Annotated in this window: 2 protein-coding genes; both read right to left on the bottom strand. The window is 77.0% G+C overall.

What is annotated here, in order from left to right; translation table 11 throughout:
• Positions 1–10: 10 nt before the first annotated feature.
• Positions 11–14,575, bottom strand: coding sequence for a type I polyketide synthase (locus tag AC5L34_RS24005; protein ID WP_494827077.1), 14,565 nt, complete (start codon positions 14,573–14,575; stop codon positions 11–13).
• 43 nt (positions 14,576–14,618) lie between these two features.
• Positions 14,619–24,668, bottom strand: a complete 10,050-nt coding sequence (locus AC5L34_RS24010; RefSeq protein WP_494827079.1) for a type I polyketide synthase — start codon at positions 24,666–24,668, stop codon at positions 14,619–14,621.
• Positions 24,669–24,754 lie beyond the last annotated feature (86 nt).

Below are 24,754 nucleotides of genomic sequence, written 5' to 3' on the forward strand. Positions count from 1 at the left end.
CCCGGACGGCTCAGGAGAGCCCGAGGTCCTGGTCGATGAGGTCGAACAGCTCCTGGTTGCTGGCCACCCGCAGCCGGTCGGCCACCTCGGCGGTCTCCTCCCGACGTTCCTCGGCGGTGCCGAGCCGTTCGAGCAGGCTGTGCAGCCGCATCGTGATCCGCACCCGGCCGATGTCGTCCGGGTCGCGCAGCGCGAGGGCGCTCTCCAACTGGTCCAGCTCCGCCAGCGTCGGCAGCGCCTCCACCGACGCCTCGCTGAGCAGTTCGGCCCGCAGGTGCTCGGCCAGCGCCTGCGGGGTCGGGTAGTCGAACACCACCGAACTGGGCAGGCTCAGCCCGGTCGAGCGGGCCAGCCGCCCCCGCAGCTCCACGGCGGTGAGCGAGTCGAAGCCGAGGTCCCGGAAGGGCCGACCGGCCTCCACGGCGTACGGGCTGTCGTGGCCGATGACCTCGCCGGCGGCGGTGCGGATGAGGTCCACCAGCAGCCGCGCCTGCTCGGCCTGCGACAGCTCACCGAGCCGCTTGCGCAGTTCGCCGGCGACCTGGTCGCCGTCCTCGGCGTCGGCGCGCGCCGCCGCGGCCTGGGCGGCCACCTCGGCGATCTCACTGATCAGCGGCCGGGGCCGGGCGGAGGCGAAGACCGGCGCGAAGCGGTCCCAGTCGATGTCGGCGACCGTGAGGGCGATGTCGTCGCCGTCGAGGCCGGCGCGCAGGGCGGCCATCGCCGGTTCCCGGTCGAGCAGCGACACCCCGCGCCGGCTCATGGCCGCCGCGTGCGCGTCGGTCACCATGCCGCCGCCGGCCCACGGTCCCCAGTTGACCGAGAGGTGCCGGGGGCTCCCGGCCGGCCGGGACTGCGCCCAGGCGTCCAGGAAGGCGTTGCCGGCGGCGTACGCGCCGTGGTCGCCGACGCCCCAGACGGCGGCGATGGAGGAGAAGTGCACGACCAGGTCGAGCGGCTCCGGGTCGAGGAACTCGTCCAGGTGCCGGGCGCCGGCGACCTTGCCGGAGACGACGTCGGCGAGTTCCGCCTCGGTCACCGCGGCGACCGGGTTGAGCCGGCCCACCCCGGCGGCGTGCACCACGGCGTGCACGGTCTCGCCGTCGGCGCGCAGGGAGCGCACCAGGTCCGCGACCGCGTCCCGGTCGGCCAGGTCGCACGCCAGCACCCGCGCCTCGGCGCCGAGGGCGGCCAGTTCCGCCACCGCCTCGTCGGCCCCGGGGGCCGCCGCGCCGCGCCGGCTGACCAGCAGCAGCCGGCGCGCGCCGTGCCGGGCGAGCCAGCCGGCGGCGTACCGGCCGACGGCGCCGGTGCCGCCGGTGACCAGGACGGTGTCCGGCGGCTGCCAGCCGGCCGGCGCCTCGGTGCGGGGCGCGCGGGCGAGTCGACGCAGGTACGTCCCGGAGTCGCGTACCGCGAGCTGGTCCTCGTCGCCGGCGGCGGTGAGCGCCGCCAGGACGTGCTCGGCGGTGGCGGTGTCCAGCGTGGCGGGCAGGTCCAGCAGGCCACCCCAGTGCCGGGGGTGTTCCAGCGCGGTTACCAGGCCGAGGCCCCACGTGGTGGCCTGGGCGGGGCGGGCGACGGGGTCGTCGGCGCCGGTGGCGACGGCCTGCCGGGTGAGCAGCCACAGCGGCACCGGGGGCAGCGCGTCCGTGACGGCCTGCACGAGGGCGAGGTTCGCGGTCAGGCCCAGGGGCACGGCGGGGCGCTCGGGGTGCGGTCGCTCGTCGAGGGCGAGCAGCGACACGATCCGGGTGGGAGCGGCGCCGGCGAGCTGCCCGGCGAGCGCCGTCCGGTCGGTCGTGGCCGGGTCGACGGCGAGCTGCCGCACGGTGCCGCCCCGGGCGGTGACGAGCTCGGCGAGCCGGTCGACGACCGGCTGGTCGGTGCCGCTGTGGACCAGGGTCCACGTGCCGTCGGCGGCACCTGCGGCGAGCGCCTGCGGACGCCAGGTGATCCGGTAGCGCCAGCCGCCGGCGAGGGTGTCCTCCTGCTGCTGGCGCCGCCACCGGTCCAGGTCCGGCAGCAGTTCGCGCAGCGGCCGGTCCGCGTCGAGGCCGAGCCGGCCGGCGAGCGCGTCGCCGTCGCCCGACGCCACGGCCCGCCAGAACGCCGAGTCGACGTCGTCGTGGGTGCCGGTCGGGGTGCCCGTCGGCGCCGCGTCGAGGGTCGGCCAGAACCGCTGGTGGGCGAACGCGTACGTGGGCAGGTCGACGGGGCCGGCGCCGGGCAGCAGCGCCGGGAAGCGTACGGGCACGCCGTGGCAGTGCAGCCGGGCCACCGCGCCGAGCAGGGTGGCCACCTCGTCCTGGCCGGGTCGCTGCACGCCGGTCACGACGACCGGGGCGTCCGCCGGCAGCGCGTCGGCGGTCAGGGCGGTCAGCACGGTGTCCGGCCCGATCTCCAGGAACCGGGTCACCCCGTTGGCGTGCAGGTGGGTGACGGTGTCGGCGAAGCGGACCGCCTCCCGGACGTGGCGCACCCAGTAGTCGGGGGTGCAGAGCTGCTCGGCGTCCACGACCGCGCCGGTCAGGTTCGACACCAGCGGCACCGTCGGCGGGGCGTACGACAGGGTCGCCGCCACGGCCGCGAACTCGGCCAGCATCGGCTCCATCAGCGGGCTATGGAAGGCGTGGCTGACCCGCAGCCGCTTGGTGCGTACCCCGAGGTCGGCGAAGTGGGCGGCCAGCCCGGTCAGCGCGTCCCCGGCGCCGGCGACGACGACGGCGGCCGGCCCGTTCACGGCGGCGACGGCGACCTGTCCCGCCGTGCCGTCCAGGGCCCGCAGCACGTCGACCTCGGGCGCGGCGACGGCGAGCATCCCGCCACCGGCGGGCAGGGCCTGCATCAGCCGGCCCCGGTTGCCGACGAGCGCGCAGGCGTCGGCCAGGTCGAGCACCCCGGCGACGTGGGCCGCGCTGATCTCCCCGACGGAGTGCCCGGCCACGAAGTCGGGCCGGATCCCCCAGTGTTCGAGCAGCCGGAACAGCGCCACCTCGACGGCGAAGAGCCCGGCCTGGGTGAAGGCCGTCTGGTCGAGCAGGTCGGCCTCGGCGGTGCCGGGCTCGGCGAACAGCACCGGACGCAGCGGTCGCGGCAGGTACGCGTCCAGGTGCTGGCACGCCTCGTCGAGGGTCGCCGCGAAGACGGGGAACGTCTCGTACAGGCGACGGCCCGTCCCGGCGTGCTGGGCGCCCTGGCCGGAGAAGAGCGCCGCCAGCGCGCCGCCGGGCTCGGCGACGCCCCGGGCGAGGCCGGGGTGGTCCTGGCCGGCGGCGAGAGCCCGCAGGCCGGCGAGGGCGGCGTCGGCGTCCGCGGCGAGCAGCACCGCGCGGTGCCGCAGCGGGGACCGTCCGGTGGCCAGTGCCCGGGCCACGTCGGCGGCGGGCGTCGCGCTGCCCGGCAGCCAGTCGGCCAGCCGTGCCGCCTGGGCCCGCAGGCTGTCGGCGGTGTCGGCCGAGACGACCCAGGGCAGCACCGGCGGCCCGTCGGCCGGCCGGGGCGTGCCGGCGTCGGCCGGCGGCGCGGCGGGCGCCTGTTCGAGGATGACGTGCACGTTGGTGCCGCTGACCCCGAACGACGACACGCCGGCCCGGCGCGGCCGGTCGACGTCCGGCCACGGCTGCGCCTCGGTCAGCAGCGCGACGGCGCCCGCCGACCAGTCCACGTGCGGCGACGGCTCGTCCACGTGCAGGGTGGGCGGCAGCAGGTCGTGCTGGAGCGCCAGCACCATCTTGATCACACCGGAGACGCCGGCGGCGGCCTGGGTGTGGCCGATGTTCGACTTGACGGAGCCGAGCCAGAGCGGCCGGTCGGCGGGCCGGTCGCGCCCGTAGGTGGCCAGCAGCGCCTGTGCCTCGATCGGGTCGCCGAGCCGGGTGCCGGTGCCGTGCCCGTCGACGGCGTCCACGTCGGCGGCGGTCAGCCGCGCGTTGGCCAGCGCCTGGCTGATCACCCGCTCCTGGGCCGGCCCGTTGGGTGCGGTCAGGCCGTTGCTGGCGCCGTCCTGGTTCATCGCCGAGCCGCGGACGACGGCCAGGATCCGCCGACCGTCACGCTGGGCGTCGGAGAGCCGCTGCAACATCACCAGGCCGACGCCCTCGCCCCAGCCGGTGCCGTCGGCGGCCCCGGCGAACGACTTGCACCGGCCGTCGAGGGCCAGCCCCCGCTGCCGGGCGAACTCGAGGAACGGGCCGGGGGTGGCCATCACCGTCACGCCACCGGCGACCGCGACGTCGCACTCGCCCTGCCGCAGGGACTGGCAGGCCAGGTGCAGCGCCACCAGCGACGACGAGCAGGCGGTGTCGACGCTGACGGCGGGGCCCTGCAACCCGAAGTGGTACGCCAGCCGACCGCTGATGACGGCGGCGACGTTGCCGGTGGCCTGGTAGCCCTCGGTCTCGACCCGGGCGGCCATCAGCAGCGTCGCGTAGTCCTGGCCGTTGGTGCCGACGAAGACGCCGGTGTTGGTCTCCCGCATGTCGGCCGGCGCGGTGCCGGCCCGCTCGAACAGCTCCCAGGCGCTCTCCAGCAGCACCCGCTGCTGCGGGTCCATCACCATCGCCTCGCGCGGGGAGATGCCGAACAGGGCGGCGTCGAAGCCGGCGGCATCGGTGAGGAAGCCGCCCTCCCGCACGTATGAGGTGCCGGGCCGGTCGGGATCGGGGTCGTAGATCGCCGCCAGGTCCCAGCCCCGGTCGGTCGGGAACTCCGCGATCCCGTCGCGCCCCTCGGCGACCAGTCGCCACAGGTCCTCGGGGCCGGCGACGCCGCCGGGGTAGCGGCAGCTCATCGAGACGATGGCGATCGGCTCGTCCAGCGCGGTGGCGGCCCGCGTGGGCGCGGTCGCCGGGGTGTCGTCGCCGGTGATCCTGGTCGCCAGGTGCTCGGCGAGGGCGTCGGGCGTCGGGCGGTCGAACACCAGGGTCGCCGGCAGGTTCAGCCCCACCGCCTCGGCGAGGCGGTTGCGCATCTCGACGGCGCTGAGCGAGTCGAAGCCGATCTCCCGGAAGGACCGGTCCGCCGCGAGCGCCTGCGGCGAGGCCAGCCGCAGCACCGCCGCCGCGTGGACGCGTACGAGGTCGAGCAGGACCCGGCGGCGTTCCGGCGCGGCGAGGCCGGCCAGCCGGCCGCGCAGGGGCGAGGCCGCGTCGGGCGTGTCGCCGTCGCGCCGACCGCCGGCGAGCAGCCGCGCCACCTCGGGGACGTCGGCGATCAGCGGCCGGGGGCGGGCCAGCGTGTAGGTCTGCAGGAACCGGTCCCAGGCGATGTCCGCCACGGTGAGTGTGGTGTCGCCGTCGTCGAGCGCCCCGGCCAGGACGGAGACCGCGAGGTCGGGGCGCATGGCCCGTACGCCGGAGCGGAACATCTGGTCGGCGGCGCCCTCGGCGTCGACCATGCCGCCGCCGTCCCAGGCGCCCCAGGCGATGGCGGTGGCGGCCCGGCCGCGCCGTCGCCGGTCCTCGGCGAGCGCGTCGAGGAAGGCGTTGGCCGCGGCGTAGCCGCCCTGGTGCCCGCCGCCCCAGACGCCCGCCCCGGAGGAGAAGAGCACGAACGCCGACAGCTCGTCGCCGCACACCTCGTCGAGGTTGACCGCCCCGGCCACCTTGGCCCGCAGGGCGTCGGCGAGGTCGGCCACGTCGGTGGCCGCGACCGGTGCGGCGTGGGCGACGCCGGCGGTGTGGAACACGGCCCCGATGCGGGTGCCCTGCCCGGCCAGCCGCTCGACGAGGGCCCGCACGGCGGCGGGGTCGGCGACGTCGCAGGCGGCCACGGTGACGGTGGCGCCGGCGGCGCGCAGTTCGTCCGCCAGCTCGTCGGCTCCGGGCGTGGCGGGGCCCTGGCGGCCGGTCAGCACCAGCTCGCCGACGCCCTCGCGGGCCAGCCAGCGCGCGACCTGGGCCCCGATCGACCCGAGGCCGCCGGTGACCAGGACGGCGCCGCTCGCGGGACGCCAGTCCCCGGTCGCCGTGCGCTCGGCGCGGGCCCGGACCAGTCGCCGGGCGAACACCCCGGAGGGGCGCAGCGCCAGCTGGTCCTCCGCCTCGACGCCGGCCAGCACCGCCACGAGCCGGGCCCGGTCCCGGGGGTCCAGCTCGGTGGGCAGGTCCAGCAGGCCGCCCCAGCGGTCCGGGTGTTCGAGGGCGACCACCCGGCCGAGGCCCCAGAGCATCGCCTGCCGGGGGCGGTCGAGGGGATCGGCCCGGCCGGTGGAGACCGCGCCGGCGGTGGCGCACCACAGCGGCGCGGTGATCCCGGCGTCGCCGAGGGCCTGGACCAGGGCGTACGTGCCGGCGAGGCCCGCCGGCACGACCGGGTGGGTCGGGTGCGGCGCGTCGTCCAGGCCGAGCAGGGAGAGCACGCCGGCGACGGCTCCGCCGGTACGCGCGAGCCGGTCGGCCAGCGCCCGCCGGTCCGTCTCCGTCGCGTCGATCCGGACGACCTCGGCCCCGCCCTCGCCCAGTGCCCGGGCGGCGCCGTCGACCAGGGGGTGGTCGGCGTCGGCCGCCGGCACCACCAGCAGCCAGGTGCCGGAGAGGGTGGCCTCCGGCGCGACGGTCAGCGGCTTCCAGGTCACCCGGTACCGCCACGAGTCCACGGTGGACTCGTCCCGGCGGCGCCGGCGCCACGAGGAGAGCAGGGGCAGCGCGGGGTCGAGGGACCGGGCCGTGGTCTCGTCGATCCGCATCGCGGCGGCGAGCGCCTGCGGGTCGGCGCGTTCCACGGCCTCCCAGAAGTGCCGGTCCGCCTCGTCGGAGCCGGCGAGGGCGGGGGCGGTCGCCACCGGCGCCTGCGGCCAGTAGCGCTGGCGCTGGAAGGCGTACGTGGGCAGCTCCACCGGCGGGCCGGTGCGGGTGCCCAGGATCGCGGTCCAGTCCACAGGCACGCCGTGCACGTGCAGCCCGGCGAGGACTGCCAGCACGCGGTGCCAGCCGCCGGCTGCGGTGTCGTCGGCGGCCACCACGACGGCGTCGTCGGCGACGCTCTGCGCGGTCTCGCGGATGCCGGCGGCGAGCACGGGCCCGGGGGCGACCTCGAGGAGGACCCGGTGGCCCTCGTCGAGCAGGGCGCGTACGACCGGGTCGGCGTCGACGTCGTCGGCCAGTTCCCGGTACCACCGGGCGGAATCGAGGCCGTCGGTGTCGACCGTGCCGCCGGTCGCCGCCGAGTACAGCGGCACCTCGGCCGCCCGGAGGGTGATCCCGGCCGGCGCGTCCGGGCCGGCCTCGGCCCCGCCGCCGCGGGCGATCGTCCTCGCCGCGTCGTCCAGCGACAGCGCCCCGGCCACGCAGGCGGCCGCGACCTCGCCGTGGGCGTGTCCGAGCACGGCGGCGGGTCGTACGCCGAGCGAGCGCCACCAGCGGGCCAGCGAGACCGCCACGGCCCACCGGACGGCCGGCGCCACCCCGGGGTCGGCCGGGGTCGGGGCGCCGTCCGCGCCGTGCAGCACTGCGGTGAGTGACCAGTCCACGTGGGGGGCGAGGGCCGCCTCGCAGGCGGTGATCGCGGCGGCGAACTCCGGTGCCCGGTCGAGCAGCTCGGCGGTCGCGGCGGGCCACGGGTCGCCGTGGCCGGGGAAGACGAGGACCGGGTCGGCGCCGCGCGCCGCGATGCCGGTGACGGTGGCGGCGGTGGCCTCGCCGAGGTGGAACGACTCCAGGGCCCGCGTCAGGTCGACGGTGTCGCGGCCGAGGATGACGGCGCGGTGGGCGAACGCGGCCCGGGTGGTGACCAGGGCGTGCGCGACGTCGGCCGGCGCCAGCTCCGGGTGTGCCGCCAGGTGCGCGCCCAGCCGGGCCGCCTGGTCGCGCAGCGCCGGGGCGTCCACGGCGGAGAGCAGCAGGGGTACGACGCCAGCGCGCGGCCGGTCGGCGGACGGCGCGTCGACCGCCTCGGCGGGCGACTGCTCGATGATCACGTGGGCGTTGGTGCCGGAGATGCCGAACGACGACACCGCCGCCCGACGCGGCCGATCCACGGCCGGCCACGGCGTCGCCTCGGTGGCGAGGGCGACCGCCCCGGCGCTCCAGTCGACGTGCGGCGACGGCTCGTCCACGTGCAGGGTCGGCGGGACGAGGCCATGCCGCATCGCCAGCACCATCTTGATCACACCAGCCACACCGGCAGCCGCCTGCGTGTGACCGATGTTCGACTTCACCGACCCCAACAGCAACGGCCGATCCTGCGGACGCTCCTGCCCGTACGTCGCCAACAACGCCTGCGCCTCGATCGGGTCACCGAGGGTGGTGCCCGTGCCGTGCGCCTCCACGGCGTCCACGTCGGCCGGGGTCAGGCGGGCGTTGGCGAGGGCCTGGTGGATCACCCGCTGCTGCGACGGGCCGTTCGGGGCGGTCAGCCCGTTCGACGCGCCGTCCTGGTTCACGGCGGTACCGCGCACGATCGCGTGGATCCGCCGGCCCTCGCGCTGGGCGTCGGAGAGGCGCTGCACGAGCAGCACCCCGACGCCCTCGGACCAGCCCGTGCCGTCGGCCGACGCGGCGAACGACTTGCACCGGCCGTCCTGCGACAGACCACGCTGCCGCGAGAACTCGATGAACGTCCCCGGCGTCGCCATCACCGTCACACCACCGGCCAACGCCAGATCACACTCGCCGGACCGCAACGCCTGCGCGGCGAGGTGCAGCGCCACGAGGCTGGACGAGCACGCCGTGTCGACGGTCACCGCCGGGCCCTCCAGCCCGAACGTGTAGGCGACCCGGCCGGACAGGACGCTGCCCGAGTTGCCGGTGCCGACGTAGCCCTCGACCTCGTCGGCCAGCTCCATCAGCTGGGAGGCGTAGTCGTGGTACATGACCCCGGCGAAGACACCGGTCCGGCTGCCCCGCAGCCGCTGCGGGTCCAGCCCGGCGGACTCGAACGACTCCCACGACGCCTCCAGCAGCAACCGCTGCTGCGGATCCATCGCCAGGGCCTCACGCGGCGAGATCCCGAAGAAGCCCGGGTCGAACTCCGCCGCCCCGTACAGGAAGCCACCGTGCCGGGTGTACGACGTGCCGCTGTGCTCCGGGTCGGGGTCGAACAGACTCTCCAGGTCCCACCCGCGGTCGGTGGGGAACTCCCCGATCCCCTCCCCGCCGGCGGCCAGCAGCGCCCACAGCTGGTCGGGCGTCTCGACGCCGCCGGGGTAGCGGCAGGCCATGCCGACGATGGCGAGCGGTTCGTCGACCCGGGTCGTGGTCCGCGCGCCCGGCGCGGCGGGACCGCCGGCGGCGCCGGCCAGTTCGGCGTGCACGTGGGCGGCGAGCGCCTGGGGCGTCGGGTAGTCGAAGACCAGCGTCGAGGGCAGCCGCAGGCCGGTGGCCGCGTTCACGCGGTTGCGCAGGTCGACGGCGGTCAGCGAGTCGAAGCCCAACTCGCGGAACGCCCGGTCGGCCGGCACGGCTTCCGCGCCGCCGTGCCCGAGCACCTGCGCGACGAGGCCGCGTACGAGCACGTCGAGCTGGGCGCGCGCCTCGTCGGCGCTCAGGCCGCCGATGCGGGTCGCCCAGGTGGTGCCCTGGCCTGCCTGGCGGCGGGTCGTGGTCGTGCCGACCAGGCTGCGGAGCATCGGCGGCACCAGGCCGGCGCCGGCGGCGGCCCGGAGGGCGACCAGGTCGATCACGGCGGGCACCAGGGCCGGCCGGTCGGCGGCCAGGGCGGCGTCGAACAGCCGCAGCCCGGTCTCGGCGCTCATCGCGGTGACGCCGCCCCGGGTCGATCGCGCCCGGTCCGCGTCGTCGAGGGAGGCGGCCATTCCGTCCGTGTCCCACATGCCCCAGGCGAGGCTGACGGCCGGCAGACCCGACTGCCGCCGGTACGCCGCCAGGGCGTCCAGGAACGCGTTACCCGCCGCATACGCCGACTGACCCGGCGAACCCAACACACCCGCCACCGACGAGAACACCACGAACAAATCCAGATCCAGGCCCGCCGTCGCCTCGTGCAACAACCAACCCGCCGACACCTTCGGCGCCAACACCCCCGCCAGACGCTCCGCCGTCAACCCCTCCACCACACCGTCGTCGAGCACACCGGCCGTGTGCACCACACCCGCCAGACGACCCGAGGCGGAAACCTCGGCCACCAGCGCGCCGACCTGATCCCGGTCGGTCACGTCGCACGCGACCACCCGCACCGACGCACCCGACGCCGACAGCCGCGCCGACAGCTCACCCGCACCGGTGGCTTCCGGACCACGTCGCGACACCAGCACCAGCGACCGCACGCCGTGCACCGACACCAGGTGCTCCGCCACCAGCGCACCCAGCGCGCCCGTACCACCGGTCACCAGCACAGCACCGTCACCCACGACCGGCGCCTCCACCGACGACGGGGCCACCGCACGCACCAGACGCGGCACGAACACCCCACCGGAGCGCACCGCCACCTGACCGCCGAACGACACCGGCTCGTCGGCCACCGTGGTCAGCACACCCAGCAGCCCGGCGTCCACGTCGCCGTCGACATCCGCCAGGACGATGCGACCCGGGTGCTCCGACTGCGCCGAGCGCAGCAGACCCCACACCGCCGCTGCGGCCAGGTCGGTGACCCGGTCGTCGGCACCGACGGAGACCGCGCCCCGGGTCACCACCACGAGCCGCGAATCCGCCAGCGCGTCCGCCGCCAGCCAGGACTGGACGACTGCCAGCACGTGCGACGTCGCGGCGCGTACCGCCTCGGGGTCGTTGTCGTGGCCGGCGTCCGGCGCGCCTGCGTGGTCGGGACGTTGCGCGCCGCCCGCCGGCACCAGCAGCAGGCGCGGCGCCACGCCCGACGACCCGGCGGCCGCCTCGACGTCGACGTACGCCGGCAGGTCCACGCCGACCGGCGAGCCCACCAGCCCCCACCCGGAGACGTCCCCGGCCGGGCTGACCTCCTGGGCCTGCCAGGCGACCTCGAACAACGACCGGGCCGCCTCGCCGGGGGACGACGACACCCCGGTCAGCTCCCGCAGCGCCAGGGAGTCGACCGACACCACGGCCGCACCCGACTCGTCGCACGCGACCAGCCGCACCGCCGAACCCACGCGCGTCAACCGCACCCGCAACACCCGCGCGCCCGAGGCGTGCACCTGCACACCCTCGAACGCGAACGGCACGCGCGGCCCGCCCGAACCCTCCGAGCCCGGCAGCAGCCCGATCGGGTGCAGGGCCGCGTCCAGCAACGCCGGGTGCACCCCGAAGCCCGCCGCGTCGCCCGCCACCTCGTCCGGCAACGCGACCTCGGCGTACACCTCGTCGCCACCGGCGGTCCACACCCGGCGCAGCCCCCGGAACACCGGCCCGTACGACAGGCCGCGCTCGGCCAACGCCGGATACCAGCCCGCCACGTCCACCTCGGACGCGCCGGCCGGCGGCCACTCCCCCACGCCCGGCTCGTCGGCCGACGCCGGCTCCAGCACACCCTCCGCGTGCCGGACCCACTCAGGGTCGACGGCCTCCTCCGGCTGCGAGTGCACGGTCACCGACCGGCCGCCCGCCTCGTCGGCCGCGCCGACGCGCACCTGCACCCGCACCGCACCCGCCGACGGCAGCACCAGCGGCGCGGCCACGGTCAACTCCCGCACCCGCGACGCACCCACCTCGTCGCCCGCCCGCACCGCCAACTCCACCAGGGCGGCGCCCGGCACGATGACCGCGCCGGAGACGGAGTGGTCGGCGAGCCACGCGTGCGTCGACGTGGACAGGCGGCCGGTCAGCACCACCATGTCCTCGCCGGCCACGGAGACGGCAGCGCCGAGCAGCGGGTGCCCGGCCGCCCCGAGGCCCGCCCCGGAGACGTCCGTCCACCGGCCCGCCGGTTCCAGCCAGTACCGCTGGTGCTGGAAGGCGTACGTCGGCAGGTCCAGGTGCCGGCCGCCGGCCCGGCCGAGCAGGTCCGCCCAGCCGACGGTCACGCCGTGCACGTGCAGCGACGCGAGGGCCTCCAGGAGGGCCTGCGGCTCGGGCCGGTCGTGGCGCGACGCCGGCACCAGCAGGGGCGCCGGTTCGTCGTCCGCGCGCTCGGCGAGGCAGTTCTGCGCCATGGCGGTCAGGACGCCGTTCGGCCCCACCTCCAGGTAGGTGTCGACCTCCTCGGCGCGCAGGCAGTCGACGGCGTCGGCGAAGCGCACGGTGCCGCGTACGTGGCGCACCCAGTAGCCCGGGTGGCAGAGCTGGTCGGCGTCGGCGACGCGACCGGTCAGGTTCGACACGACCGGGATCGTCGGCGGCCGGAACGCCAACCCCTCGGCGACGGCCGCGAACTCGGCCAGCATCGGGTCCATCCGGGCGCTGTGGAAGGCGTGGCTGACCCGCAGCCGGCGGGTCTGCGCGCCCCGCTCCGACCACAGCCGCTGCACCTCGTCGAGGGCCTCGACGTCGCCCGCGACCACCACGGCGGCGGGGCCGTTCACGGCGGCCACGTCCAGCCGGCCGGGCAGCCCGGCGAGGGACGCGGCGACGGCGGCCTCGTCGGCGGCCACGGCGAGCATGCCGCCGCCGGCCGGCAGGGCCTGCATGAGCCGGCCGCGCGCGGCGACCAGCGCGCACGCGTCGGCCAGGGAGAGCACCCCCGCCACGTGCGCCGCCGCGATCTCGCCGATGGAGTGCCCGGCCACCAGGTCCGGCACCACCCCGAACGACTCGACCAGGCGGAAAAGGGCCACCTCGACGGCGAACAGCCCCGCCTGGGTGAACACCGTCTGGTCCAGCAGCTCCGCCTCGGGCGTACCCGCCCCGGCGAACAGCACCTCCCGCAACGCGCGCGGCAGCAACGGGTCCAGGTGTCCGCACGCCTCGTCGAGGGCGGCGGCGAAGACCGGGAAGGCCGCGTACAGCTCGCGGCCCATGCCGGCGCGCTGCGCGCCCTGGCCGGAGAAGAGGAAGGCCACCCGGCCGCGCGGGGCCGACGCCGCGGTGGTGACGGTGCCGGTGGGCTCGCCGGCGGCGAGGGCCCGCAGCCCGGCGAGCAGGTCGTCCGCGTCGCCGGCCAGGACGACCGCGCGGTGCTCGAGCCCCGCGCGGTTGACCGAGGAGACCGCGACGTCCACCGGACGCAGGGAGTCGACGCGGGCGAGGTGGTCGGCCCAGCGCCCGGCCTGCCCGGCGAGCGCCTCGGGCGTACGGGCGGAGAGGAACACCGGGGCGAGCGGGAGCGTGACCGGCGCGTCGGCGACGGGCGGGGCCTCGTCGGTGGACGGGGCGTCGTCGGCGGGCGCCTCCTCCAGGATGACGTGTGCGTTCGTACCGCTGATGCCGAAGGACGACACGGCGGCCCGGCGCGGCCGGTCGGTGGCCGACCATGCCCGCGCCTCGGTCAGCAGCGAGACCTGCCCGGCGGACCAGTCGATGTGCGGGGACGGCTCGTCGACGTGCAGGGTGGCGGGCATGGTGCGGTGCCGGATCGCCTCGATCATCTTGATCAGACCGGCGGCGCCGGCGGCGGCCTGCGTGTGGCCCAGGTTCGACTTGACCGAGCCCAGCCAGAGCGGCCCGCCGTCGCCCCGGTCCTGCCCGTACGTCGCCAGCAGCGCCTGCGCCTCGATCGGGTCGCCGAGGGTGGTGCCGGTGCCGTGCGCCTCGACCACGTCGACGTCGGCCGGCGAGAGCCGGGCGTTCGCGAGGGCCTGCCGGATGACCCGCTCCTGCGACGGGCCGTTCGGGGCGGTGAGCCCGCTGCTGGCGCCGTCCTGGTTGACGGCGCTGCCCCGGACCACGGCGAGGATCCGCCGGCCGTCGCGGCGGGCGTCGGAGAGCCGCTGCAACAGCAGCACCCCGACGCCCTCGGACCAGCCGGTGCCGTCGGCGGCGGCGGCGAACGACTTGCACCGGCCGTCCGAGGCCAGGCCCCGCTGGCGGGAGAAGTCGGCGAAGGTGCCGGGGGTGGACATGACCGTGACGCCGCCGGCGAGCGCGAAGTCGCAGTCCCGCTGGCGCAGCGCCTGCGTGGCCAGGTGCACGGCGACCAGGGACGACGAGCACGCCGTGTCCACCGTGACGGCCGGGCCCTCCAGCCCGAAGGTGTACGCCACCCGCCCCGACACGACGCTGCCGGAGTTGCCGGTGCCGATGTAGCCCTCGACGCCGTCGGGCAGGTCCAGCACCCGCGACGCGTAGTCGTGGTACATCACCCCGGCGAACACGCCGGTCCGGCTGCCGCGCAGCCGCTGCGGGTCGATGCCGGCGTGTTCGAACGCCTCCCAGGACGTCTCCAGCAGCAGTCGCTGGTGCGGGTCCATCGCCAGCGCCTCGCGGGGGCTGATGCCGAAGAAGCCCGGGTCGAACTGCGGCGCGTCGTAGAGGAAGCCGCCCTGGCTGCTGGTCGACGTGCCCGGGTTGTCCGGGTCGACGTGGAAGAGCCGCTCCAGGTCCCAGCCCCGGTCGGTCGGGAAGTCGCCCACGCCGTCGCCGCCCCGGTCGACGAGGTCCCACAGCTCGGCCGGGCTGGACACGCCGCCCGGGAACCGGCACGCCATGCCGATGACGGCCATCGGCTCGCGGTCCTTGGCCTCCACCTCGCGTACCCGCCGGCGCGCGTCGCGCAGGTCGGCAGTGGCACGCCGGAGGTAGTCGAGGAACTCTGCCTCAGTGGGCATCGGGCCACTCCGTATCGGGGTTCGAGGTGTGCGACATGCCGGATCAGGCCGAGCCGAACTCTTCGTCCAGCAGGCTGAAGATCTCTTCGGCGGAGGCCGACTCGAGGCTGGCGCCCTCGTCGGCGGCGGCCTCCGCACCGGACTCGGTGTAGGTCCACAGGGAGAGCAGTTCGCGCAGCCGGGCGCCGACGGCGGCCCGGTCGGTGTCACCGGTGGCCACCGCGCGCATAGCGTGCTCCAGCTTGTTCAGCTCGCCGAGCACCGTCAGCGCGGACGTGCTCCGCTCCGCCAGCAGCGCGCCCCGCAGGTACTCGACCAGCGCGGCCGTGGTCGGCCGGTCGTAGATCAGCGTGGACGGCAGCCGCAGGCCGGTGGCCGCGTTGAGCCGGTTGCGGAACTCGACGGCGGTCAGCGAGTCGAAGCCCAGCTCGACGAAGCCGCGCTCGGCGTCGATCGAGCGGATCGACGCGTAGCCGAGGACGGCGGCGGCGTGGGTACGGACCAGGTCGGAGAGCACCTGGTCGCGGTCGGCCTCCGCCGTGGCGGCGAGGGTCTCCCGCAGCGCCTCGGCGGGGTCGCGCTCGGCGGCCCGGGCCGCGCCGGTCGTCGCCGGGCGGACCAGCGACCGCAGCACCGGCGGCACCGCCGCCGGCCCATGCCGGCCGATCAGCGCGAGGTCCAGGTTGACCGGTACGACCACCGGCTCGGCGAAGCGCAGGGCCTCGCTGAACAGGTCCATGCCCTCCTCGGCGCCGAGCGGGACGAAGCCGCCCCGGTTCATCCGGGCCTCGTCGACGTGCCCGGTCTGCCCGTCGCCGGTGTCGTTGACCCACGGCCCCCAGGCCAGCGAGAGCGCCGGGAGTCCCCGGTCGCGCCGGTGCTGGGCGAGGGCGTCGAGGAAGCAGTTCGCCGCCGCGTGGTTGGCCTGTCCGGGGCCACCGAAGAGGCCGGCGGCCGAGGAGAAGAGCACGAACGCGGCCAGGTCCAGCTTCTCCGTCAGCTCGTGCAGGTGCCAGGCCGCGTCGACCTTGGGGCGCAGCACGGTGTCGAAGCGGTCCGGGGTGAGCGCGGGCAGGACGCCGTCGTCGAGCACCCCGGCCGCGTGTACCACGCCGGTCAGCGGCAGGTCGGCGGGGAGCTGGTCGACCAGCAGGGCGAGCGCGTCGCGGTCGGTGACGTCGCAGGCGACCACCCGGGCGGTGGCGCCCAGCTCGGCCAACTCGTCGACCAGCGCGGCGACGCCCGGGGCGTCCGCCCCGCTGCGGCTGACCAGCAGCAGGTGCCGTACGTCGTGCCGGGTCACCAGCCGCCGCGCCACGAGCCGCCCGAGCAGGCCGGTCGCCCCGGTCACCAGGACGGTGCCGGCGGCCAGGTCGGGGCCGGGCGCCTCGGCCGGGGGCGGCCCGAGCCGGGTCAGCCGGGGCACCCGGAGCTGGCCGGCGCGTACGGCGAGCTGGGGTTCGCCGGTGGCCAGGGCCGCCGGCAGCAGCGCGGCGGCCGAAGCGTCGTCGTCGACGTCGAGGAGCACGATCCGGTCGGGGTTCTCCGACTGGGCGGAGCGCAGCAGGCCCCAGGCGGTGGCGGCCGGTACGTCGGCGATCCGCTCGTCCGGGTCGACCCGGACCGCGCCGCGGGTGACCACCACCAGCCGGGCGGCGGTGAGGGCCTCCTCGGCGAGCCACTGCTGGGCCAGCGCGAGCGTGCGGTGGGCGACGCGGTGGGCCTGGGCGGCCGGGTGCGGCTCGTCGGCGGCCGGTCCGGCGCAGGTCACCACCACCGCGTCGGGCACGGCGGCGCCCGCGCGGACGTCGGCGACCAGCGCGGAGAGGTCCGGATGCCGGTCGGTGCCGGGCCAGTCGTCGCCGAGGACGACGAGCCGGGGGGTGCCGTCGGCGCGGCCGGCGGCGGGGGCGACCCAGTCGAGGCGGTGCAGGGACCGGCTGGCCGAGCGGCGGGCGGCGCTGAGCTGCTCGCCGGAGATGGGCCGCAGGACCAGGCCGTCGACGGAGGCGACCGGGGTGGCGCCGGTGTCGGTGATGGTCAGGGCCACGGACCCGGCATCGGTGGCGCGCAGCCGGATCCGCAGCTCGCGGGCGTGGGTGGGCCGGATGGTGACGCCCGACCAGGTGAACGGCAGGCCCGGGCGGATGTCGGGGCCGCCGTCGGTGGCCGGCGCGCCGCCGTCCGCGGTGGCGCCGGTGGCGCCGGCCGTGGCGCTGGCGCCGATGGCGTGCAGCGCCGCGTCCATCAGGGCCGGGTGCACCGAGAAGGCCGTGGTGTCGGTGGACGCGTCGGCGTCGAGGGCGACCTCGGCGAGGATGTCCGGGCCCGAGCGCCACGCGGCGCGCAGCGCGCGGAAGGCGGGGCCGTAGTGGTAGCCCTGGGCGGCGAGCCGGGCGTAGAGCCCGTCGAGGGCGATCGGCTCGGCGTCGGCGGGCGGCCACACGGCGGCCGGAGCGGGGTCCGGGTCGACGGTGTCGGCGAGCTGGCCGGAGGCGTGCCGCTGCCAGGCCCGGGCGCCGTCGGGTCCGGTGTCGTCGTCGCGCCGGGTGTGGATGGCGACGGGCCGGTGCCCGGTCTCGTCCGGCGGGCCGACGCGGACCCGCAGGTCGATGCCACCCTCGGTGGGGATCGCCAGCGGCGCCTCCAGGTTCAGCTCGACGACCGTCGCCGCGCCGGCCTGCCGGCCGGTCCAGGACGCCAGCTCCACCAGGGCCGTCCCGGGCAGCAGCACCGTGCCCAGCACGGCGTGGTCGGCGAGCCACGGGTGGGTGGTGAGGGTGATCCGGCCGGTGAACAGCAGGCCCTCGTCGCCGGGCAGGTCGGCCACCGCGCTGAGCAGCGGGTGGTCGACCACGTCGAGGCCGACGGCGGGCAGGACGGAACGGTGTGCGCCGGTGCGCTCCAGCCAGTAGCGGTGCCGGTCGAAGGCGTACGTGGGCAGGTCGACCGGCTCGGCCTCGGGCAGCAGCCGGCGGTGCTCCACCGCCAGGCCGAGGGTGTACGCGGTGGCGAGGCCGGTCAGCAGCCGGGTGGCGGCGTCGTCCGGCCCGTCGAGGGTGTCCAGGACGTGGCCGGTGGTGCCGGTCGCGTCGAGCACGGCGGCGACCCGGGCGGCCAGCGCCGGTGTCGGCGAGACCTCCACGAAGGTCACGTGTCCGGCCGCGACGGCGGCGCGCAGGGCGGCGTCGAGCCGCTCCGTTCCCGCGTCCCCGTCGGCGGCCGACGGAGCACCGGTCCCGAGCGCGGCCCAGTGGTCCGGACCGAGGCCGGCCGGGTCGGTCCAGTCCCCGGTGACGGTGGAGGCCAGCCGAGCGGTGCCGGGCTGCGGCGCGATCCCCGCCAGGGCGGCGCGGAGGCCCTCGGGGTCCAGGTCGCCGGCGGCGGCCCGGGCCCGCAGCGCCACCGTGCGGGCGGCGTCGGGCAGGGACAGCAGGCCCGCGACGCAGGCGGCCACGACCTCGCCGTCGCCGTCGCCGACGACCGCGGCCGGGGCGAGCCCGGCGTGCCGCCAGACGGCGGCGAGCGCCACGCCGACGGCGAACAGGACGGGCCGGGCCAGCTCCGGCCGCTCGGCCCAGGAGGGGTCGGAGCCGGTGAGCAGGGCGGCCGGGTCGACGTCCACCCAGGGGGCGAGGGCCTGCCGGCACTCGGCGAGGGCGTCGTCGAAGACCGGGCAGCGGCCCACCAGGTCGGCCGCCGCGCCCGCCGGGGCGGCGGCCGGGAAGACGAACACCGGGCCCGCGCCGTGGTTGGCGACGGTGCCGGTCACCACGTTGCCGGCCGGCGTGCCGGCCGCGAGGGCGTCCAGGCCGGCCAGCAGCTCGCCGGGGGTGGCGCCGAGCACCACGGCACGCCGGTCGAACGCCGAGCGCGTCGCGGCGAGGGACCAGCCGACCGCCGCCGGGGCGAGGCCGGGGTGCGCGCGTAGGTGCCGGGCCAGCCGGGACGCCTGCGCGGCCAGGGCGGAGGCCGAGCGGGCCGAGACCGGCCAGACCACCGCGTCGGCGCCCAGCAGCCCGGCGGCCGGGGCGGGGGTCGGCTCGGCGTCGCCGGCGGCGTCGGTGTCGACGGGCTGCTCGACGACCACGTGGGCGTTGGTGCCGGAGATGCCGAACGAGGAGACCGCCGCCCGGCGGGGCCGGTCGACCGCCGGCCAGGGCCGGGACCGGGTCACCAGCTCCACGTCGCCGGCCGACCAGTCGATGTGCGGCGACGGGGTGTCCGCGTGCAGCGACGCCGGGACGGTGCCCTCCCGCATCGCCAGCACCATCTTGATCACGCCGGCCACGCCGGCGGCGGCCTGCGCGTGGCCCATGTTCGACTTGACCGAGCCCAGCAGCAGCGGGCCGGCGTCGCCCCGGTCCTGCCCGTACGTCGCCAGCAGCGCCTGCGCCTCGATCGGGTCGCCGAGGACGGTGCCGGTGCCGTGCGCCTCGACGACGTCCACGTCGGTGACCGTCAGCCGGGCGCTGGCGAGGGCCTGCCGGATCACCCGCTGCTGGGAGGGGCCGTTGGGGGCGGTCAGGCCGTTCGACGCGCCGTCGGAGTTGACGGCGGAGCCCCGTACCACGGCGAGGATGCGGCGGCCCTGCCGCCGGGCGTCGGAGAGCCGCTGCACGAGCAGCATGCCGACGCCCTCGGACCAGCCGGTGCCGTCCGCTGTGGCGGCGAAGGACTTGCACCGCCCGTCGGAGGCCAGGCCGCCCTGGCGGGAGAACTCCTGGAACGCCGTCGGGGTGGCCATCACCGCCACGCCGCCGGCCAGCGCCAGGTCGCACTCGCCGCGCCGCAGCGCCGCCCCGGCGAGGTGCAGCGCCACCAGGGACGAGGAGCAGGCGGTGTCGACGGTGACGGCGGGTCCCTCCAGCCCGAGGGCGTACGCGACCCGACCGGAGATCACGCTGTGCGCGGCGCCGGTCATCAGGTAGCCCTCGACGCCCTCAGGGACCTCGGTCAGGCCGGTGCCGTAGCCGGAGGTGGAGGCGCCCACGAAGACGCCGGTACGGGTGCCGCGCAGCGTCGCCGGGTCCACCCCGGCCCGTTCCAGCGCCTCCCAGGACGTCTCGAGGGTGAGCCGCTGCTGCGGGTCCATGGCGAGGGCCTCGCGGGGCGAGATCTCGAAGAAGGCGGGGTCGAAGTCCGCCACGTCGTAGAGGAAGCCGCCCGCCGGCGGGTGCGTCCCCTCCGCCGGTTCGGGGATCTCCCAGCCCCGGTCGGTGGGGAACGGCGAGATGGCGTCCACGCCGTCGGCGACCAGCCGCCAGAACGTCTCCGGCCCGTCGACGCCGCCGGGGTAGCGGCAGGCCATGCCGACGATCGCGACGGGCTCGTCGGCGTCGACGACGACGGCCTGCGGGGCGTCGGCGGGGGCGGCGCCGGAGACCAGCTCGCGCAGGTGCGCGGCCAGTTCGGCGGGGGTGGGGTAGTCGAAGACCAGCGTGGTGGGCAGCCGCAGGCCGGTGGCCGTGTTCAGCCGTCCCCGGAAGTCCACGGCGGTCAGCGAGTCGAAGCCGAGGTCCTTGAACGGACGGCCGCGCAGCTCGTCGGGGGTGGCGTGGCCCAGCACCGCGGCGGTCTGCTCGTTGACCAGCCGCAGCAGCTCCCGCTCCTGCTCCGCCGCGGGCAGCGCCGCGAGGTGGCGCAGCGGCGCGGCGACCCCGCCCGTGGGCGTGGCGGCGGCCTCCTCCTGCGCGACGAGCGCCCGCACCTGCGGCAGGCCGCCCAGGAAGGGGCTGGGCCGGGCCACGGTGAACGCGGGGTGGAACCGGCTCCAGTCGACGTCGGCGACGGTCACGCAGGGCGTCGGGCGACGCAGCGCCCGGTCGAGGGCGACGAGGGCCTTCTCCGGGTCGACGGGCGGCAGGCCCATCCGGTTGAGCTGCTCGGTGGCCACGTTCTCGGCGGCCATGCCGTGCGCGCCGCCCCAGGCCGTCCAGGAGACGGCGGTGGCCGGCAGGCCCCGGTCGCGCCGGTTGACGGCCAGGGCGTCCAGCAGGGAGTTGCCGGCGCCGTAGGCGCACTGCCCGGCGCTGCCCCACACGCCGGAGATGGAGGAGAACATGACGAACGCGCCCAGCTCGCGGTCGGCGAGGCACGCGTCGAGGTGCAGGGCGCCGAGCACCTTGCCCGCGACGACGTGGGAGAACTCGTCGAGGGTGGTGTCGGTCAGCGGGGTGAGCTGGTCGGTGCCGGCGGCGTGCACGACTGCGGTCAGGTCGGGCAGCGACCCGACCAGCTCCGCCACGGACCGCCGGTCGGTGACGTCGCAGGTGGCGGCGGTGACCCGCCCGTCGGCGCCGTACGCATCGAGCAGGTCCGCCACGGCCGGGGCGGCGGCGCCCCGGCGGCTGGCCAGGACCACCCGCCCGACGCCGCGGTCGAGCAGCCAGCGGGTGACGTGGCCGCCGAGGGCGCCGGTGCCGCCGGTGACCAGGACGGTGCCGGAGCACCAGTCGCCGGCGGACGGCTCGTCCGCCGCCGGCGGGGCCGGGGTGAGCCGTCGGGCCCAGGTGCCGCCGGGTCGTACGGCCACCTGGTCCTCGCCGCCGTGGCCGGCCAGCACGGCGGCGAGCCGCCGGGTGGTGGCGTCGTCGACGGTGGCCGGCAGGTCGACCAGGCCGCCCCAGCGGTGCGGTTGCTCGACGGCCGCGGCGCGGCCGAGGCCCCAGACCTCGGTCTGCAACGGGTGCGCGACCCGGTCGCCCGGGGCCGCCGCCACGGCGCCGCTGGTGACGCACCACAGCGGCGCCACCAGGTCGAGGTCGGTCATGGCCTGGACCAGGGCGAGGGTGCCGGCGGCGGCGAGGGTCACGCCGGGGTGTTCGGGCAGCAACCGGTCCTGGCCGGCGACCACGGCGAGCACGCCGTCGACGGGCCGGCCGTCGACCAGGTCCCGTAGCCGGGCGGCGAGGGCCGCGCGGTCCAGGTCCGCCGCGCCGACGCGCAGCACCGGCGGCTCGGCGTCGCCGAAGAGCCCGGTCAGGCCGTCGGCCCACGCCGGCGCGTCGTCGGCGGGCAGCACGACCAGCCAGCGGCCCGCCGGGGCGTCGGCCTCCTCGACCGGCACGGGCTGCCAGGTCACCTGGTACGACCAGCCGTCCACGAGGGAGCGTTCCCGCCGGGACCGGCGCCACGAGGTGAGCACGGGCAGGGCCGGCAGCAGCGCCTGGACCTGCTCGTCGTCGTCGCCCAGCTCGCCGCGCAGGGTGTCGGCGTCCGCCTGTTCCAGGGCGGTCCAGAACTCGTCGTCGCCGTCCGCCGCCACGGTGTCGGGGGCGGGCGGCGGCTCGGGCCAGAAGCGCTGCCGGCGGAAGGCGTACCCGGGCAGCGGCACCCGCGCGGCTTCGGCGCCCGCGTACAGCTGCGCCCAGCCGACCTCGACCCCGCCGACGTGCAGCTCGGCGAGGGCGGTGAGCGCGGACGCGGGCTCGGGGCGGTCGCGGCGCAGCAGCGCCACGGCGGCGGTGTCGTCGTCCGCGCCGGCGGCGGTGAGGACGTCGCGGGCCAGCGCGGTGAGCACCCCGCTGGGGCCGACCTCCAGGAACGTACGCACGCCGAGGGCGCGCAGCTGGTCGACGCCGTCGGCGAACCGGACGGCCTCCCGCACGTGCCGCACCCAGTAGTCGGCGGTGCGGATCTCGTCGGGGTCGGCGAGCGCGCCGGTCAGGTTCGACACGATCGGCAGCGCCGGCGGGTGCAGCTCCAGCCGGCGCACCACGGCGGCGAACTCGGCGAGCATGGGTTCCATCAGCGGACTGTGGAAGGCGTGGCTGACGCGCAGCGGCCTGGTCCGTACGCCCTGGTCGGCCCAGCGGCGCTCCAGTTCCTCGACGGCGTCGGCCGCGCCGGAGACGACGACGGCGGTGGGTCCGTTGACGGCGGCCACGGCGACCCGGTCCTCGACGCCGGCCAGGGCGGCCCGGACGGCGTCGGCGGGGAGCTGGACGGCCAGCATCGCGCCGCCGGCCGGCAGGGCCTGCATCAGCCGGCCCCGGGCCGCGACGAGCGTGGCGGCGTCGGGCAGCGACAGCACGCCGGCCGCGTGCGCGGCCGACAGCTCGCCGATCGAGTGGCCGAGCAGGACGTCCGGGACGATCCCCCAGCTCTCCAGGAGCCGGAACAGCGCGACCTCGACGGCGAACAGGCCGGCCTGGGTGTAGAGGGTCTGGTTGAGCAGCCCGGCGGCCTCGTCGCCCTCGGGCGCGAAGAGCACCGGGGCCAGCGGGCGGGGCAGGTGCCGGTCCAGCTCGGCGCAGACCTCGGCCAGCGCCCGGCCGAAGACGGGGAACGCGGCGGCCAGCTCGCGGCCCATGCCGCTGCGCTGCGCGCCCTGGCCGGAGAAGAGGAACGCGAGCTTGCCGCCGCGCGGGCCGGCGCCGGTGACCAGGCCCGGGGCGTCGCCGCCGGCGGCCAGCGCGCGCAGGCCGGCGGTCAGGTCGGCGCGGTCGGCGGCGAGCAGTACGGCGCGGTGTTCGAGGCTGGCCCTGGTGTGCACCGACGACCAGCCGACGTCGGTCAGCCGCAGCTCGGGGCGGCCGTCGAGCCAGTCGGCCCAGCGGGTGCCCTGCGCGGTCAGGGACTCGGCGTCGCGGGCGGAGACCAGCACCGGCACGAGGCCGGCCCCGTCGACGCAGGCGGTGTCGGCGGCGGCCGGCACGGTGCCGGCGTCGGGGGCGTCCGGGGCGTCCGCCGGGGCCGGGTCGGCGGCGGGCGCCTCCTCGATGATCACGTGGGCGTTGGTGCCGCTCATGCCGAAGGAGGAGATGCCCGCGCGGCGGGGCTGCTCCCCGGCGGGCCACGGCCGCGGCTCGGTGGCCAGCGCGACCGCGCCGGCCGTCCAGTCCACGTTGGGGGTGGGCTCGTCGACGTGCAGGGTGGCGGGCACGGTGTCGTGCCGCAGCGCCATCACCATCTTGATCACGCCGGCCACGCCTGCGGCGGCCTGGGTGTGGCCGATGTTCGACTTGACCGAGCCGAGCCACAGCGGCCGGTCCGCCGGCCGGCCCTGCCCGTACGTCGACAGCAGCGCCTGCGCCTCGATGGGGTCGCCGAGGGTGGTGCCGGTACCGTGCGCCTCCACGACGTCGACCTGCTCCGGGGCGAGCCGGGCGCTGGCCAGCGCCTGGAGCACGACCCGCTGCTGGGACGGGCCGTTGGGGGCGGTCAGCCCGTTGCTCGCGCCGTCCTGGTTGACCGCGCTGCCGCGTACCACGGCGAGGACCGGGTGGCCGTTGCGGCGGGCGTCGGAGAGCCGCTCGACCAGCAGCAGGCCGGCCCCCTCGCCCCAGGCGGTGCCGTCGGCGGCGGCGGCGAACGACTTGACCCGGCCGTCCATGGCCAGGCCCCGCTGCCGGCTGAAGCCGATGAAGGCGGACGGGGTGGACATGACGGTGGCCCCGCCGGCCAGCGCCAGGGTGCACTCGCCCTGCCGCAGCGCCTGGCAGGCCAGGTGCAGCGCGACCAGCGACGACGAGCAGGCGGTGTCGACGGTGACGGCGGGTCCCTCGATGCCGAGCGCGTACGAGATCCGGCCGGACACGACGCTGGCCGCGGTGCCGGTGAGGATGTATCCCTCGGTACCGGGCGGCGGCTGCTGGAGCAGCCCCACGTAGTCCTGGCCGGTGGTGCTGGCGAACACCCCGACCTGGTGGCCGCGCAGCGTCGAGGGGTCGATGCCGGCGTGCTCGAACGCCTCCCACGAGGTCTCCAGCAGCAGCCGCTGCTGGGGGTCCATGGCGAGGGCCTCGCGCGGCGAGATGCCGAAGAACGCGGCGTCGAAGTCGGTGGCGGAGTCGACGAAGCCGCCCTCGGCGACGTACGACGTGCCGGGGTGGTCGGGGTCCGGGTGGAACAGCCGCGCCAGGTCCCAGCCACGGTCGGCGGGGAACGCGGAGACGGCGTCGCGGCCGGAGTCGACGAGCTCCCACAACTCCTCCGGCGAGTCCACCCCGCCCGGGAACCGGCAGGCCATGCCGACGATGGCGATCGGCTCGCGGTTGGCCGCCTCAAGCTCGCCGAGCTTCCTCCTGGTCTGGTGAAGGTCCGCCGTCACCCATTTCAGGTACTCCCGGAGCGTATCTTCAGTCGCCATTGACGCCACCTCTTCGGGTCGGAAAGAAACAGCGACCCAATACCGTCCACAGACGCCACAAGCCGCGAAGATCCAAACCCATTCAG

It is taken from the genome of Micromonospora sp. ZG13 (assembly GCF_059359355.1).